Annotated in this window: 16 protein-coding genes; 7 read left to right on the plus strand and 9 right to left on the minus strand. The window is 72.5% G+C overall.

The features are described 5' to 3' along the window. Nucleotides 1-286: 286 nt before the first annotated feature. From EMA17_RS50160 to EMA17_RS50175, 4 genes are all read left to right on the plus strand, one after another. A complete protein-coding gene (locus EMA17_RS50160; protein ID WP_126643904.1) occupies nucleotides 287-1,723 on the plus strand; it encodes a GuaB1 family IMP dehydrogenase-related protein in 1,437 nt (478 codons plus the stop codon). A 90-nt stretch (nucleotides 1,724-1,813) separates the two neighbouring features. Next, complete coding sequence (locus EMA17_RS50165) at nucleotides 1,814-2,359, plus strand: GNAT family N-acetyltransferase (RefSeq protein ID WP_126643905.1); 546 nt, start codon at nucleotides 1,814-1,816, stop codon at nucleotides 2,357-2,359. 45 nt (nucleotides 2,360-2,404) lie between these two features. Continuing rightward, the gene (locus EMA17_RS50170) at nucleotides 2,405-3,727 is read left to right on the plus strand and encodes a nucleotidyl transferase AbiEii/AbiGii toxin family protein (RefSeq protein WP_126643906.1); all 1,323 of its coding nucleotides are present in this window, start codon (nucleotides 2,405-2,407) and stop codon (nucleotides 3,725-3,727) included. A gap of 123 nt (nucleotides 3,728-3,850) precedes the next feature. Then, nucleotides 3,851-5,164, plus strand: a complete 1,314-nt coding sequence (locus EMA17_RS50175; RefSeq protein ID WP_126643907.1) for a hypothetical protein — start codon at nucleotides 3,851-3,853, stop codon at nucleotides 5,162-5,164. 22 nt (nucleotides 5,165-5,186) lie between these two features. Here the strand turns inward: EMA17_RS50175 and EMA17_RS50180 are convergent, their stop codons facing one another. Further along, the gene (locus EMA17_RS50180; RefSeq protein ID WP_126643908.1) at nucleotides 5,187-5,480 is read right to left on the minus strand and encodes a hypothetical protein; all 294 of its coding nucleotides are present in this window, start codon (nucleotides 5,478-5,480) and stop codon (nucleotides 5,187-5,189) included. 134 nt (nucleotides 5,481-5,614) lie between these two features. On the opposite strand from EMA17_RS50180, the gene EMA17_RS50185 reads away from it, so the two are divergent. Then, nucleotides 5,615-5,932 (plus strand): hypothetical protein, encoded by a 318-nt coding sequence (locus EMA17_RS50185; protein WP_126643909.1) that lies wholly within the window; start codon nucleotides 5,615-5,617, stop codon nucleotides 5,930-5,932. Here the strand turns inward: EMA17_RS50185 and EMA17_RS50190 are convergent. Beyond that, the gene (locus EMA17_RS50190) at nucleotides 5,875-6,480 is read right to left on the minus strand and encodes a short chain dehydrogenase (RefSeq protein ID WP_126643910.1); all 606 of its coding nucleotides are present in this window, start codon (nucleotides 6,478-6,480) and stop codon (nucleotides 5,875-5,877) included. The genes EMA17_RS50185 and EMA17_RS50190 overlap by 58 nt on opposite strands. Before the next feature lie 102 nt (nucleotides 6,481-6,582). Next, nucleotides 6,583-7,419, minus strand: a complete 837-nt coding sequence (locus tag EMA17_RS50195; protein ID WP_126643911.1) for a methyltransferase domain-containing protein — start codon at nucleotides 7,417-7,419, stop codon at nucleotides 6,583-6,585. Nucleotides 7,420-7,447: 28 nt separating this feature from the next. On the opposite strand from EMA17_RS50195, the gene EMA17_RS50200 reads away from it, so the two are divergent. Then, nucleotides 7,448-7,897, plus strand: a complete 450-nt coding sequence (locus EMA17_RS50200; protein ID WP_126643912.1) for a MerR family transcriptional regulator — start codon at nucleotides 7,448-7,450, stop codon at nucleotides 7,895-7,897. Here EMA17_RS50200 and EMA17_RS50205 read toward each other — a convergent pair. The 6 genes from EMA17_RS50205 to EMA17_RS50235 all read right to left on the minus strand — a co-directional run bounded on the left by EMA17_RS50205 (nucleotide 7,887) and on the right by EMA17_RS50235 (nucleotide 14,779). Continuing rightward, a complete protein-coding gene (locus EMA17_RS50205; RefSeq protein ID WP_126643913.1) occupies nucleotides 7,887-8,627 on the minus strand; it encodes an SDR family NAD(P)-dependent oxidoreductase in 741 nt (246 codons plus the stop codon). The genes EMA17_RS50200 and EMA17_RS50205 overlap by 11 nt on opposite strands. A gap of 117 nt (nucleotides 8,628-8,744) precedes the next feature. Continuing rightward, nucleotides 8,745-9,686 (minus strand): aldo/keto reductase, encoded by a 942-nt coding sequence (locus tag EMA17_RS50210; protein ID WP_126643914.1) that lies wholly within the window; start codon nucleotides 9,684-9,686, stop codon nucleotides 8,745-8,747. A gap of 207 nt (nucleotides 9,687-9,893) precedes the next feature. Then, on the minus strand, nucleotides 9,894-10,652 hold the full coding sequence (locus EMA17_RS50215) for an SDR family NAD(P)-dependent oxidoreductase (RefSeq protein ID WP_126643915.1): 759 nt from the start codon (nucleotides 10,650-10,652) through the stop codon (nucleotides 9,894-9,896). Beyond that, nucleotides 10,649-12,040, minus strand: coding sequence for an L-fuconate dehydratase (locus tag EMA17_RS50220; protein ID WP_246127451.1), 1,392 nt, complete (start codon nucleotides 12,038-12,040; stop codon nucleotides 10,649-10,651). Before EMA17_RS50220 ends, EMA17_RS50215 begins: the two co-directional genes overlap by 4 nt. 437 nt (nucleotides 12,041-12,477) lie before the next feature. Further along, entirely contained in the window at nucleotides 12,478-13,149 is a 672-nt protein-coding gene (locus EMA17_RS50225) for a FadR/GntR family transcriptional regulator (RefSeq protein ID WP_126643916.1), read from the minus strand. A gap of 421 nt (nucleotides 13,150-13,570) precedes the next feature. Continuing rightward, a complete protein-coding gene (locus tag EMA17_RS50235) occupies nucleotides 13,571-14,779 on the minus strand; it encodes a porin PorA family protein (protein WP_126643917.1) in 1,209 nt (402 codons plus the stop codon). A gap of 513 nt (nucleotides 14,780-15,292) precedes the next feature. Between EMA17_RS50235 and EMA17_RS50240 the strand changes: the two genes are divergently transcribed. Then, nucleotides 15,293-15,541, plus strand: a complete 249-nt coding sequence (locus EMA17_RS50240; RefSeq protein ID WP_126643918.1) for a hypothetical protein — start codon at nucleotides 15,293-15,295, stop codon at nucleotides 15,539-15,541. Nucleotides 15,542-15,738 lie beyond the last annotated feature (197 nt).

The raw sequence follows: 15,738 nt of genomic DNA on the forward strand, positions 1-15,738 counted from the left end.
CCGCAACAGACCCGACCCACCCGCGAACGCACGCCCGGCGAACCCGACCCGACCACCCACCCCGCCGGCCGCCGCAGGCCGGTTTTCGCCGAGCAACACACCCACCTCGCCGGAAACCCCAAGCCTCCGAGCCCCGCACGCCGGTGGCGGGCCACCCCGCGACCCGGGCCCGCACCGCACCGGCGCCGCGCTACCCCCATCCCTCCCCATGCCCAACCCCCCGGTGGGCTAAGGCAGTCCGTCTTGAAGATCGTTATTCGGCGTTGGCGTGGGTACGTTCCGCGGCATGAGATTTCTCCACGATCAGGTTCCGCCCCATGACCTCACCTACAGTGATGTCTTCCTCGTTCCGTCGCGGTCCGGTGTGGGTTCGCGGCTCGATGTGGACCTGACCACCTCCGACGGGACCGGGACCACCATCCCCGTGGTGGTGGCCAACATGACCGCTGTGGCCGGGCGGCGGATGGCCGAGACCATTGCCCGGCGTGGTGGGCTCGCGGTGATTCCCCAGGACATCCCGGTCGACGTGGTCGCCGAGGTGACCTCCTGGGTCAAGCAACGTCACCTCGTCTACGACACCCCGATCACGATGTCGCCCACCGACACCGTCGGCGAGGCGATGAACCTGCTTCCCAAGCGGGCGCACGGGGCGGTCGTGGTGACCGAGGGCGGGCGCCCGGTGGGCATCGTGGCCGAGGCGGACTGCCTGGGCGTGGACCGCTTCGCGCAACTCGCGCGGGTGATGTCCACGGAACTGCTCACGCTGCCCGACGGGGTCGACCCGCGCGAGGCGTTCGACCGGCTCCACGAGGGTCGGCACAAGCTCGCGCCGATCGTGGACGCCGACGGCCGACTGGTCGCCGTACTGACCCGGACCGGCGCGCTGCGCTCGACGCTGTACACGCCGGCCGTGGACGCGGCGGGCCGGTTGCGGGTTGCCGCCGCGATCGGGATCACCAACGACGTGGCGCACAAGGCGGCGAGCCTGATCGCGGCGGGCGTGGACACGCTGGTCCTGGACACCGCGCACGGCCACCAGGAGCAGATGCTCAAGGCGCTGCGCGCGGTACGGGCGCTCGACCCGCCCGTACCGATCGTCGCGGGCAACGTGGTCACCGTGGCGGGCGTGCGCGACCTGATCGACGCGGGCGCCGACATCGTCAAGGTCGGCGTCGGTCCCGGCGCCATGTGCACCACCCGGATGATGACCGGCGTCGGCCGCCCGCAGTTCTCCGCCGTCGCCGAATGCGCCGCCGAGGCGGCCCGGTCGGGTCGACACGTGTGGGCCGACGGCGGCGTGCGGTACCCGCGCGACGTCGCCCTCGCGCTGGCCGCCGGCGCCTCGAACGTGATGGTCGGCTCGTGGTTCGCCGCCACCTACGAATCACCCGGGGACGCGTACCGCGACGGCGAGGGCCGGCTGTACAAGGAGAGCTTCGGGATGGCCTCGGCCCGCGCGGTCCGACTGCGCACCGCCACCGAATCCGCCTTCGACCGGGCCCGCAAGGCGCTGTTCGAGGAGGGCATCTCGTCCTCGCGGATGTACCTGGACCCGGTCCGCCCGGGCGTCGAGGACCTGATGGACTCGATCGGCGCGGGCGTGCGCAGCGCCTGCACCTACACGGGCGCCCGCAACCTCGCCGAGTTCCACGAGCGCGCGGTCCTGGGCGTACAGAGCCCGGCGGGCTACGCGGAGGGCAAACCGCTGCCCGAGAGCTGGTGAGCCGTCGGCGGCGCGAACCTCCGCCCCGGGAGCGCGCCGCCGAGACCCCCTCCGTACGAAACGGATTGACGGCCGAGTGACACTCTTGTCATGACGCACGCCACCCGCACCGGTACCTGGACGATCGTTCCCACCCCGGTCGACTCGCCCGAGGCACTCGCGCTGCATCGCGCGTACTACGTCGAGGTCAGCGACCGCTACTACCGGTTGCACGAGGGCCGCGACTCCACCCCCGCCGAGATCGAGGCGGGCCTCGCCGAGACCACGCACGACGATCTCGTGCCGCCCGTCGGGGTGTTCCTGGTCGGCCGGTACGACGACGAGCCGGCCGCCTGCGCCGGAGTGCGACTGCGCGCCGACGGCGCCGCCGAACTCACCCGCGTCTTCGTCCGCGCCGACCTGCGCGGCACCGGCGGCGGCCGGCGCCTGATGGCCGCCGCGGACGACGCCGCGCGGGCGATGGGCGCCGAACGCATCATGCTCGACACCCGGCTGGACCTGATCGAGGCGCGCACCCTGTACACCAGGACCGGCTACGTCGAGGTGCCGGCGCACAACGATTGCCGGTACGCGGAGATCTGGTACGCCAAGGACCTCACCACCGACGGCGCGCCGGAGCCGGCCGACCCGGCCTGAGCACCCGGACGGGCACGACGGCGGAGACGACGAACGGGAGCGGGCATGACCGGCGACCAGGACGACAACTGGTACAACCTCGGGTGGGGGCCGTGGGACGAGAGGCTGGAGCTCCCGCAGGGGCCACCGAGCGAACAGGACCGTGAGCAACAGGAGTTGCCCCGCTCACTGCTGGCGGCGGCCGGCCCCGGGATCGTGCAACGCGCCGTGTTCGACCCGGCGTTGAAGCAGTACGCCAGCGCGATGCGGGCCGGGGAACCGCAGTTCGCCGCGCCCGATGACGCCGAACGCTGGCACACCGCGCGCCGCCGCGCGATCGACCACGTGCTCGCGGCGATCACGGAATCCCGGTGGGCCGAACACCTGGTGCTGCGCGGCAGCATGCTGCTCCGCGCCTGGTACGGCGACGCCGCGCGGGAGCCCGGCGACCTGGACTTCGTCGTGGTCCCGGCCACCTGGGAACTGGGCGAGCCGCGCACGGAGCGGATGTTGGCCGGGATCGGGCGCGGCGCCGAGGCACACGCGCGGGCGGCGGGCGACGTGCGGATCGACGCGGCCGGCGCGGTCGACGACGAGATCTGGACCTACGACCGGGTCCCGGGACGTCGCCTGGTGTTGCCCTGGCGGGCCGACGGCCTGCCGTCCGGGACGGTGCAACTCGACTTCGTCTTCTCCGAGACGCTGCCCTCGCCGGCCGCGTACACCGAGGTCCCCCGCCGCGACGGCACGGGCGTGCACCGGATCCTGGCCGCCACGCGCGAGCAGTCCCTGGCCTGGAAGTTGTTGTGGCTGATCGCCGACGCCTACCCGCAGGGCAAGGACCTGTACGACGCGGTCCTGCTCGCCGAGTCGACACCGCTGCGCGCCGACCTGCTGCACACCACCCTGACCGCGGCGGAACCGCACTGGGCCGGCCGGCGGGTGGGGCGCGGGGCACTGGTCGACCAGGACCCCGACTGGAGCGAATTCGCCAAGGAGTACCCGCACCTCGGCGGCTCGACCGAGGAGTTCATGGAGCGCCTGCTCACCGCGCTGGCCCCGGTCTTCGCCGAGGAGGCGGGCGGCCCGGCCGTCGACGGCTACACCTGGCGACTGCGGTGGCTCGCGCCGCTGCTCCCGGACGGTCGGCGCGAGGCGGCACACGGCGGGATGCCGGCGCTGGCGGGGTGGCTGCGCAGCCGCGCCCTCGGCCTGACCGAGAGCATCGTGGTGATCCGCGAGGTGGTCGGGCCCGAGCGCTGCACACCGGAACGGGCGGCCGCCGCGTATGTGGCGGAACTGCCGTACGGGTCGAGCCAACTCGGCTACTACGAGCGCAATCCGGATGTCGTGCGCAACGCGTTGGAGGCGCTGCGGGAGGAGGTCTGACGGGCCGATCGTCCGGCCGACGTTCCGCCCGGCCGACGTCCCCGACGCCCGACGCCCGACCGCCCGATCGTCGAATCGCCCGATCGTCGAATCGCTCGGATCACCGTTCAGGAAGGACCATCGGTGAGCACCATCGACCCGTCCGTGGTCAAGGCCGTCTTCACGCTGGCGGATGCCGCCATCGTGCCCGTGCTCGTCGACCGGCTCGGGGACGAACTCGGCCCGGCACTACGCTCGTTGCCCAGCGTTCCGGGGCCGTTGGCCGACGCGGTCCGGGCCGGCGGCGACCCGTTGCTGGTCGAGGCCGTCGAGGCCGTCCAGGCGCGCGAGGACCGGGCGGATTCGCCCGTCGCGAGCCTGTTCGTGCTGCCGGGGCCCGCCGACCCGGCCGCCGACGCCGCTGATGCCGCGTCGCACGATCCCGTCGCTCGGGCCGCCCGGACCGACCTCACCGCCGAGGAACTGGACGCGCTCCTCGACCTGGACGACCCGCTCGTGGACGCCCGCCTGTTCGCCGGACCGGTCCTGGATCGCACCGAACGTGCCCGGCTGCTCGCGGGTGTGCGTCGCGACGGAACGGTCGGCCCGGTGCCCACGGCGCTCACCGACCTGCTGTGGGCGGCCGAACTGGGCCGCTGCGCCCGGTGGCTCGCCGCCGGGATGGCCTCGGGCGACGCCGAGGTGGCCCGGATCGTGGTCAACCGCCTGCCGCTGCGCACCGAGGCGGGCCGACTGCGGCTGATCCTCGGCGTGTGGGCGCGGCACGGCCGGGACGAGGTGCGCCGGGTGCTCGCCGAGGCCGACTTCCCGGCCGAGGCGCGGGCCGAGATCGACGAGGCCCTGGGTCGCCACGACGGCCGAACCCTCCTCGACGCACGCCTGGCCGAAGCGGAAGTCCCGGAGCGCATCGTGGAGTTCCTGTGCGGGGGCGACGACTCCGAGCGGCCCGACCGGGTGGACGGGATCCTCGACGACGGCGGCACGATCCCGTGGCCGGAGCTGATCCGGGTGCACCGAAGCGGCTCACTGCCCGCCGCGCTGCCTGCCCGACTGGCCGAACTGCCGGACTGTCCGCATGAGTTGCTGATCGCGCTGCTGGCCGAGGGGCTGCCGCCGTCGGGCCGCGACGACCGCCCGTGGCTGCACACGGCGCTGGTCGCCGGCCGGCTGACGGGCGCCGACGTGCTGGACCACGCGCGCCCGGCGGCGGTGGCGTTGTCGATACTGGCCGGCACCGACGGACGTACGTCGCCGGACCGATGGGCGTCGGGTGCGCCGCGCGCCCGGGCGTATCTGCTGGCCGACCGCCATCTGGGGGCGGACGTGGAGGCGTGGATCGTCGCGCTGCGGCTGTTCCCGGACTTCACCGGCACCATCCCGGAACTCCTGGCCACCGCCGGCGCGGTGACCGGGGATCGGGCGGGGCCGGTTCACTGACCGGCGGCCGGCCCGGATCGCCTCATCGACCGGAGGAGTGCCCGGCGGAGACGGCCGCCGGCTCGCCGTCCGAGTCGTCCCGATCCCGCTCCGCTTCCGCTTCCGTCTCCGCGCCGAGCAGGGTGAGCTGCTCGTGGCCGTCGAGCAGGTCGTGGGCCCGCTCGGCGGCGGGCGTCCAGGACCCCCGGCAGGAGATCGGCGCGTCGCCGGCCCGCACGTGTCCGGGATCGTCGTGCCGCCAGACCGCGTGCGTCTCGGTCACCGCGACCCGACGCCCGCACACTCCGCAGGTGCCTCGTGGGCGGTGTGTGTTCATCCCCCCATGATGTCCGACAGGACGGACACCACCCGGCCCCGGCCCACCCCACCCGGCCGGCCCGCCCGCTCGCCCTGTCGGCCCGGCCGTCGCCGCCCGAGTCGCCGGACGGACGGCGCCGAGGACGACGTGCCGTGGCCCGCGATCCGGTCGGCCACCCGGAACCGCCGAACCGGCTCGCGGTGATCGAGGCGATGGCGGCGGAGCACACGATCGTCGACGAGCACTGCCCGCCCGAACCGCTCCGGCGGTTCGGCGCCGAGCACCGGGTACGGATCGGGCCGGGCACTCCCGAATGCCTCCCCCGGCTCCTCCGGGGCGTGAGCGACGAACACATCGCGATCGCCCCCGGTGTACCGCCCGAACCGGTCCGCGCCGCCTACCACGCCGCCGGCTACCAGCCCACGCGGAACGTCTGCCCCGTCTGGGCGCCTTCGATCGAGCGTCGGTAGGCGAGTGCGGCGGTGGCCACGTCGACCGGGGGAAAACCGGGGAAGACCGCGTCGTAGGCCTCGGCGGATTCGGTGAACACCGTCGGGCTGACCGAGTTGATCCGCAACCCGCGCGGGAGTTCGACGGCCGCACCCCGGACGAACGCGTCGATGCCGCCGTTGGCCATCGAGGACATCGATCCGGTGCGGACCGGCTCGCCCGCCAGGATGCCGGTGATCAGCGTGAACGAGCCGTTGTCCGCGACCGCGTCGAGGCCGCGACGGACCAGTTCGACCTGTCCGAGCAGCTTGTTCAGCGCCGCGCTCTCGACGTCCTCGCGCGAGAGGTCCCCGACCTCCTTGAACGGGACACTGCCCGCGGTACAGGCGACCGCGTCGACGCGGCCGACCTGTTCGTACATCGCCGCGATCGACGCCGGGTCGACGATGTCCACCTTCACGTCGGTCGGCCCCGTCCGCGACGCGGTGACCACGTCGTGTCGAGTGGCGAGCAATGTGGTGACCGCGGCACCCAGGGTGCCGGTGGCACCGACCACGAGGACCTTCACGACGACCTCCGACGCGGGATACGAACACGAACACCGCCGATCCTCGCCGGTTCGTCGGGGATCGGCAAACGACCGACGCGACCGGCCCGGGTGTCCGGGGGTTCAGGGACGGGTGCCGGCCGCGACGAACATCGGGACGGCCACGAACGATCGGTCCGCGTTCGCGCGTTCGCGTTGGTCGGCGATCCAGGCGCGGCACCCGTCGGCGGTGATCGTGCCGTTCGCCCGGGCCGATTCGGCCAGACCGACGAGCAGTGGGAGCAGGGATCCGTCCACCACCACCCACGTGTCCACCTCGACCCGGACGTCCCGGAACCCCGCGTCCAGCAGCAGTGCCCGGTAGCGGCGGGCGGTACGGGGGCCGGGAACGCGGTCGGCGCGGGCGTGTACCAGGGTGCGGGTGAGCGCCGGGTCGGCGGCGTCGACGAGGATGGTGTCCCAGTCCTGCCCGGTCAGCACGATCCGCCCGCCCGGTCGCAGCACCCGCCGGGCCTGGGCCACCACGGCCGCCGGGTCGGCCGATTCGTGCAGGACCTTGTCCGCGCGATAGCCGCCGAACGAGGCGTCGGCGAAGGGCGGCGCGTGGGCGTCTCCGCGCCGGAACTCGCCGGTGGGGTGGCGTAGTTCGGCCGCCGCGAGCATCCGGGGATCGAGGTCCAGGCCGACCGCCCGTACCCCGCGCGCGGCCAGTTCGGCGACCGCGAGCCCGGCGCCGCAGCCGACGTCCAGGACCGGCCCGAACGGGGCGTCCCCGTCCTCGCCCCCGGCGCCGCCGGCCTCGGCTTCGGCTTCGGCGAGCAGCGCGTAGGTACGGGCGCGCAGTCGTACCGCGTCGGGCCGCGCGTCCACGGCGTCGAGGCGGGCGAGGAGGGTGTGGTCGGGTTCGGCGGTCGGCACGTCGGGGCGGGCGTCGGGGCCGGTTCGGTTCGTACTGGTCATGCCGACCACCGTGCGACTTAATGACGACATGAAGTCAACCCCCGATCCCGGACCGACCCTCGCCATCGGCGACACGGCCGCCCGCTTCGGACTCGCCGCACACGTACTGCGCCACTGGGAACACGTCGGCCTGCTTCGCCCGGACCGCGACGGAGCCGGTCGCCGCCGCTACGGCGAGGCGGACGCCGACCGGATCGCGATCATCCTGCGCGCCAAGGAGGCCGGCCTGCCCCTGGACGACATCGCGGCCCTGCTCGCCGACGCCGACCCGCACGCCCGCCGGGCCACCCTGCGCCGCCGGCAGGCCGCCCTCGAGGCCGAACTCGCCCGCACCCGCACCGCGCTCGACCTGGTCACGTGCGCGCTGTCCTGCACCCACGACGACCCGACGCACTGCCCGCACTTCCGGGACGCCCTCACCGGCGCCCACCCGAGCGCGGCCCGGGCCGCAGCTCACGAGACATCGCTCAGATGTTGAACCCCCCGTCCACTTCGATGGCGGTGCCGGTGATGTAGTCGCCGCCCGGACCGGCCAGGTGCACGACGGTGCGGGCTATCTCGTCGGTGGACGCGAAGCGCCCGAGCGCGGTGTGGCTCCGCACGCCCTCGGCGTTCGGGCCGTCGGCGGGGTTGAGGTCGGTGTCGGTCGGGCCGGGCTGGATCACGTTGACGGTGATCCCGCGCGGACCCAGCTCCCGGGCCAGGCCCTTGGTCATGCCGACCACGGCGGACTTGCTCAGCGTGTACAGGGTGAAACCGGGGAAGGGGAGGCGCCCGGCCACGTTGCTGCCGATGGTGATGATCCGGCCGCCGTCGACCATGTGCCCGGCCGCCGCACGCGAAGCCAGGTACGGGGCACTCACGTTGGCCGCGAGCGTCTCGTTCAGCTCGGCCGCGCCCAACTCCTCGATCGGGCCGAGCCGGAACACCGCCGCGTTGTTCAGCAGGATGTCCAACCGGCCGAACGTGGCGACCGTCTCGTCCACGGCCGCGACCACCGCGTCCGTGTCCACGCCGTCCGCGCGGATCGCCAGCGCCCGCCGCCCCAGCGCCTTCACCTGCTCCACCACACCGGCCGCCGCGTCGACGTCGGACCGGTAGGTGAACGCCACGTCGGCTCCGTGCGCGGCCAACGCCCGCACCGACGCGGCGCCGATGCCTCGGCTGCCGCCGGTGACCAACGCGATTTTTCCTTGGATCTCGTTCATGTCCCCAAGCCTGGCCGACCCCCATCCGCGGAGCCGGCGGAAAATCGCCCTGGCATTCCGCCCGCTCCGACGGCGCCCCCCGCGGGCCCGGCCCGGCACCCGCCGTCACCGACGCCCTCACCGGACGGCCGGTTCCTCCCACAGTTCGTCGGGGATGGGCTCGGCGGCGAGGGTGACGGTGTCCGTGATCTGGGCCGCGTCCCGGGCGCCGACCACGATGGTGGCCACCGCCGGGTGGGCCGCGACGAAGCGGAGGGCCGCGGCGCGCAGCGGTACGTCGTACGCCTCGCAGATGTCGCGGAGTCGCAACGCCCGCGCCAGCAGCCGGTCGTCGGCGGGCGCGTAGTCGTAGGTGGCGCCCGGGCGCGGGTCGGCGAGGAGGCCGCTGTTGTAGACGCCGGCGCCCAGGACGGAGACACCTCGGCGGGCGCACAGGTCGAGCAGGTCGGCGCCGCTGCGGTCGAGGAGGGTGTAGCGGCCGGCGAGCATGACGCAGTCGAGGTCGGTCTCGGCGACGAACCGGGCGGGCATCGCGCTTTGGTTCATGCCGACGCCGATCGCGCCGATCACGCCCTGGGCGCGCAGTTCGGCGAGGGCGGGATACGCCGCGCCGACGGCCTCGGCCCAGTGCTCGTCCGGATCGTGGATCAGCACGATGTCGATCCGGTCCAGCCCGAGCCGGTTCAGGCTCGCGTCGAGACTGCGCCGCACACCGTCGGCCGAGTAGTCGCGCACCCGACGCCGGGCCGGCGTGTCGACGAACCCCTCCCCGGAGGTGGGCGCGTCGGGGTCGTCCACGAGGAGCCGACCGACCTTGGTCGAAACGGTGAACTCACCACGCGGCCGCCCACGCAACGCGTCCCCGAGTCGGGATTCGGACAACCCGACGCCGTAGTGCGGCGCGGTATCGAAGTACCGAATCCCGGCCCGCCAGGCGGCGTCCACGATCGCGCCGGCCGTCTCGTCGTCGATCGGCGACCCGAGATTCCCCAACGGCGCCGCCCCGAGCCCCACTTCACTCACCAACACATCGGTCCCACCGACCACACGCCACTTCACGACCATCACCTCCGACTCCAAACCCACCCGCGACGACCCGACCCGTCGGCCGCCCCGCTCCGTCCCCGAAGCGAGCCGACCATGCCCGCGATCCGGTGTTCGAGGACAGGGCCGGCCGCGGGCCCGTGCGGGGAACGCCGCTCCGTTCCGACGGCGAGCCGACAGCCCGTCCGGCGTCCGAGGACAACCCCCGACCGCGGGCCGATCTCACGACGGCCGCAACCGCAAACCCTGCATCCCGCCGTCCACCGCCACCGCCGCTCCGGTGGTCGCGGAGGCGAGTGGGCTGGCCAGCGTGCAGATCGCGTAGGCGACCTCCTCCGCGCTGACCAACCGCCCCAGCGGCTGTCGAGCGTTGAGCGCCGCCCGCTCCCCGTCGGGGTCGGTCGCGGCGGACAACAACCGCCCCACCCACGGCGTGTCGGCCGTACCGGGATTGACGCAGTTGACCCGAATCCCCTCGCGCACGTGGTCGGCCGCCATCGCCAGCGTCAGCGCCTGGACCGCGCCCTTGGACGCCGAGTAGAGCGCCCGCTGCGGCAACCCCGCCGTCGCCGCGATCGAGCACGTGTTGACGATCGCCGCGTGCGCGGAAGCCCGCAGGTATGGCAGGCACGCGCGCGTGACCCGAACCAGGCCGAGCACGTTGACGTCCAGGACCCGGTGCCATTCCGCGTCGTCGTTGTCCGCGACGGTCCCGGCGGCGCCGATGCCGGCGTTGTTGACCAGGATGTCCAGCCCGCCGAGTTCCACGCCGACGGCCTCGACGGCCCGGACCACCGACGCGTCGTCGGTGACGTCGGCGGTGTGGCCCGCGAGTTCGCCCGGCAGGCCGCCGAGGTCGCGATCCAGGACGGCGACGGCGGCCCCGCGCGCGGCGAGCAGGCGCGCGGTGGCCAGGCCGATGCCGGACGCGCCGCCCGTGACCAGCGCCCGCAGGCCGGCGAATTCCTGATGGGTGCTCACGAGGCGGCTCCGACATGGGTTTCGGCGAGTTCGGCGGCCCGGTCGGCGATCCAGAACAGGCCGTCCGGGTAGCGGTAGGTGTCGATCGACGCGGGGTGCATCGTCGCGGAGAAGCCGGGCGCGGTGGGCGCGCGGTAGGCCCCGCGCTCGATCACCACCGGATCGACGAAGTGCTCGTGCAGGTGGTCGACGTACTCGATGACCCGGTCCTGGACCGTGCCGCTGACCGCGACGTAGTCGAACATCGAAAGGTGCCGGACCAGTTCGCACAGCCCCACCCCGCCCGCGTGCGGGCAGACCGGCACGCCGAACCTGGCGGCCAGCAGCAGGATGGCGATGTTCTCGTTGACCCCGCCGACCCGACACGCGTCGAGTTGCAGGAAGTCGATCGCCCCGGCCTGGAGCAACTGCTTGAACACGATCCGGTTCTGCACGTGTTCCCCGGTGGCGACCTTGACCGGGGCGATCGCGGCGCGGATCGCGGCGTGGCCGAGGACTTCGTCGGGACTGGTGGGTTCCTCGATCCAGTGCGGGTCGAACTCGGCGAGCCGGCTCATCCACGTGATCGCCTCCGCCACCTCCCAGCGCTGGTTGGCGTCCACCGCGATGCGGATGTCCGGCCCGACCGCCGCACGCGCGATCCGCAACCGACGGACGTCGTCCTCGACATCCGCGCCGACCTTCAGCTTGATCTGACCGAAGCCGTCGGCCACCGCCTCGCGGCACAGCCGGGCGAGCTTGGCATCGTCGTAGCCCAGCCAGCCGGGCGACGTGGTGTAGGCGGGGTAGCCCCGCGCCCGCAATGTCTCGACCCGCTCGGCTCGTCCGGGCACGGCCCGGTGCAGGATCTCCAGCGCCTCTTCGCGGGTGAGCGCGTCGCCGAGGTAGCGGAAGTCGACCAGGTCGACGATCTCTTCCGGGCTCATCTCGGCGAGCAGCCGCCACAGCGGTTGCCCGGCGCGCTTGGCCTTGAGATCCCAGGCGGCGTTGACCACGGCCGAGATGGCCATGTGCATGACGCCCTTCTCCGGCCCGAGCCACCGCAGTTGGCTGTCGCCGATCAGGGCGCGCGAGAACTCGCCCAGATCGTCGAGGAGTTCGGCGAGCGGTCGACCGACCACATAGGGGCGCAGCGTCTCGATCGCGGCGACCTGCACATCGTTGCCACGCCCGATGGTGAACGCGAACCCGTGGCCCTCGTGCCCGTCGCCGGCGTCGGTACGCAGGATCACGTACGCGGCCGAGTAGTCCGGGTCGGGGTTCATCGCATCGGAGCCGTCCAGTTCCCGCGAGGTGGGAAAGCGGATGTCCGCGGTGACGAGTTCGGTGACTCGGGGGACGGCGCCGGCGACCCGCCGGGGCGGATCATCGGAGTGGTGCGGGATCACGTGCGACTCCTCGGTTCTCGACCGTGCGACCCGATCGCCGAACGCGGGAACGGGAATGCGCCCGAGCGGGGTGAAGGACGATCAGACATCCGATGTATACCCCGTTTCCGATCGCTCGTCTACGAGTCATCGGAGGACTGGCCGAGAAATGCCGTGTTTATGCTGCAATTATCCTTGAGGATGCCTGATACATCGGGTCAATGATGCTCACTGGGAGGGTAAGGGCGCCGATCGCTCCGCATGCACCCGCCACTTCCCGCATCGACGGCGGTCGACGCCGGTCGACGCCGGTCGGCCTCGGGTCGACGCCCGCGTCGGGCACGGGCCCGACGGCGGCTCCGGCGCGAATCCGGCGCGGCCCGAATCCCCGGGCACCTCACCCCGCCGCTTCGCCGACCACCCGCCCCGCGGGCCGCCCGCGCCCACACCCCTCGGACTCAGGCCATCCGCCGCAGCCACTGCTCGACCCCGCTCGTGTGCACCGTCGACCACGCGTGTGCCGCCGCCGCGTCGTGGTTCTCCAGAGCGTCCACGATGGAGTGGTGCTCGCGGATCGTGCGCAGCCACGAGTCGTCCTCGGTCAGCCCGCGCCAGATCCGGGCGCGCGTGGTCGGGCTCGACAACGTCTCGAGGAGCGAACACAACACCTCGTTGCCGCTGAACACGGCGATTTCGTGATGGAAGCGCAGATCCTGCTCGATCAGCGCCTCGTGCCCCGCGTCCGGACTCGGTGCGTCCGCGAGTGCCCGCAGCTTGGCGATGCCCTCCGCGTCGATCCGCTCGGCGGCCAGCGCGGTCGCCGCGGGCTCCAGGATCCGGCGTACCTGGAGGAAGTCGAGCACGCTCTTGTCGTGGTGGAAGTCGACCACGAAGGAGATCGCGCCGAGCAGCAGATTGGGCTCCAGGCTCGTCACGTAGGTGCCGTCGCCCTGGCGCACGTCGAGGATCTGGATCAGCGACAGCGCCTTGACCGCCTCGCGCAGCGAATTCCGGGACAAGCCGAGCTTCGCCGCCAGGTCGGCCTCCTTGGGCAGCTTCTCGCCCGGCTGAAGCTCCCCGGAGACGATCATGCCCTTGATCTTGTCGATGGCTTCGTCTGTGACCGCCACGCCGATGACCCTTCCAGAGCTCCGATGACTCCCCAGTATGGCGGGTCGGCCCGTACATGGACAGGGCCGCCCGCCGGCCCGCGCGGGACCGGGACGGGGGAGGGTCGGATCGGGTCGGGCACGGGGCCGATCCGCGCCGGGACGGTGCGGCCGCGTCGCGAACGGCTCGCTCTCCGGAGCCGCCAAAGATCGGTGGACTTTCGCTCCGGGATCGCTCAATCGTGCCCTTCGCCGAGCGTCGCGGTCCAGGCAATGGTCGCGGCCGGCCTCGGGGTCACCACGCTGCCCGGCCCGGCCCTGGCCGCGCAGCGCGACGCGGCGGTGCGGGGACGGTGCGGACGGCGGGTGATCGGCGATCGGAGGGGTGCGGCCCGGCCGCCGGGTGGGGTTCCGGGGGCCGGGCCGCTCGCGTGTGCGTGGTTCAGGTGGTCGAGGCGTTGTTGGTTCGGTGGTTGGTTTCGGCATCGGAGTCGGCACCGGCGGCCGAGGCCGACGAGGCGGTGTCGGGGTCCGCCGTCGTGTTCGATTCCGTGGTTCCGGCCGCGGTTTCGGGCGCGGCCCCAACCGTCGCCGGATCCGGTGACGGCTCGGGAGCGGGGCCGGCGTCGGCCTCCGTGCGTGGCCCCGGGACGGTCGGGTCGGGCTGCGCCCGCCGGGCACGGAATTCGAGGTACCCGGCCAAGCCGAGCAGTGCCAGGCCGAGGAGCAGCGCGACCAGCGGACCCACGACGCCGAGCAGCCACAGGGCCTGGGCGCCGTCGGCGGCGGTTTCGGCCAACTCCGCGCGCGAGGCCGGCGTGGTGGTCATCTTGAGTTGCACCACCGGGAAGACCTCGGTCGGGGTGCCGTTCGCGGTCACGGCGGTCGCGGTGACCGACTGGGTGGATTCGAGGTCCACGGTGGTGCCCGTCTCGCTGTCGACCCAGCCGGTGAGGTCGGTGGTCGCGGTGTACGCGAGGGGCGTGGGATCGGCCCCGCCGGTCAGGTCGACGGGCCGATTCGGGAACGCGACGCCGGCCAGGCCCTGCACGGCGGCCTTGGGCATCGCGGGCGGCAGCGAGCGCAGCGTGTCCGGATCGGCGAGCGGACCGCTCGTGCGGATCGAGAACACGTACGTTTCGCGGCCGGCGCGTTGTTCGGTGCGCATGTACGTGGCCGGGACGGTGGTCTGGGTCGGCGAGTCCCAGAACGGATAGTTCTTCTTCTTCGGCTCCAACGGGAAGCCCGCGGTCAGACCCTTGTGCGGATTGGCGCGGACACCCTTGGGAACGGACCGCTCCAGCAGCGTCCTGCGGTCCACCGCCCAGCGGTTGTCCACATCGGTCAGGGTCTGCTTCTGCGGACCGGACACCACGGTCCGGTCGCTCAGCACGATCGTCGAACCGGAGGTGTGCACGGCGTGCACGTGCCGGTCCACCTTCACCGGCAGGTCCCGCACGATGGCTCCGGGGAGATTGCCCGCCTGCAACGCCCGGGCATCCAACATGGTCATGCCGCCGGCGAAGTGCATCGTGAAGTCGGCGTCGTCGGGCACCTGGTGCACGGCGGGCAGCACGGCGAACCGGGTCACCGCGCTCGCCGTCACCAGCAATGTGGCGGCGGCACCGAGATACCAGGACGTCTTTCTCATCAGACCAGCCTCCGCAGGTCGCCGGATGGCCCCGGGAGGGCCGGATGTCCCCCCGTCGCGTCGGCACACGCGACCTGTTGGCCCGTACCTCACCAGGATTCACAACGGATTGCGCCAGATACCATGATTCCCACCTCAGTACGGTTGGTTCGTGGTATATCGGGCGTACGAGCTGTAGCGCCTCACTTGAACCAACGTGCTTCGAGCCGGTGTTCGGCCGGGTCGGACGTCGCCCCGAAAGCGGGTGCGCAACCGTCCTCGTTGCCGGTGCCGTTGCAAGCATCGTTGCAAGTGTCGTTTCGGATGCCGTTGCAGGTGTCGCTGCAGTCCTCCGAACATGCCTTCATGCAGCCTCTGTTGCAGCTCGCCATGCAAGTCCCAGGTCGGAGGCCCTTTTTAATGCCCCGTCGGAAACATGAACAGCTCTTTGTCGTCCAACGGGTCACCGTGTGCAAAAGTGGACGAAAGGGTGAGATGTGCAAGTCGACCGAGCCCCGCAGAGGTGGTGCGATCATGCTCGTGGTCTACGAACTGTGCGCCGAATACGCCGAATCGGTCGGAGGTGGCGGGGACGCCGGGGACGGCTCCGCCACTCGGCCCGCCCCGATCAAGCTCTGGCACATGATCCGCAACGCCGGTACCGACGCCCTGTGCGGCCGCGCCCTCCTGCCGCACGCCGAAACCAGGTCGGATCTCGAATGGGGCAGCATCCACCCCGTCTGTCACACGTGCGGCGCCCTCTACCTCCGCCAGGTGCCCTGACGGCACTGGATACCGGTCGGGAGCCGGCGCGGCTCCGGGGATCCGGGGTTCGGGGTCCGGGGTCCGGGTTCAGGGTCCGGAGGTTAATACGCCCTCACCCTATGGGAATTCGCGTACGGCCTGAAGGCGCATCGATCGCTGTACGGTTCCGCGACAACGAGCCGCCGGGGACGGGCGCGGCGTCGGGTGTTCGTACA

This window comes from Embleya hyalina (assembly GCF_003967355.1).
Classification (GTDB): domain Bacteria; phylum Actinomycetota; class Actinomycetes; order Streptomycetales; family Streptomycetaceae; genus Embleya; species Embleya hyalina.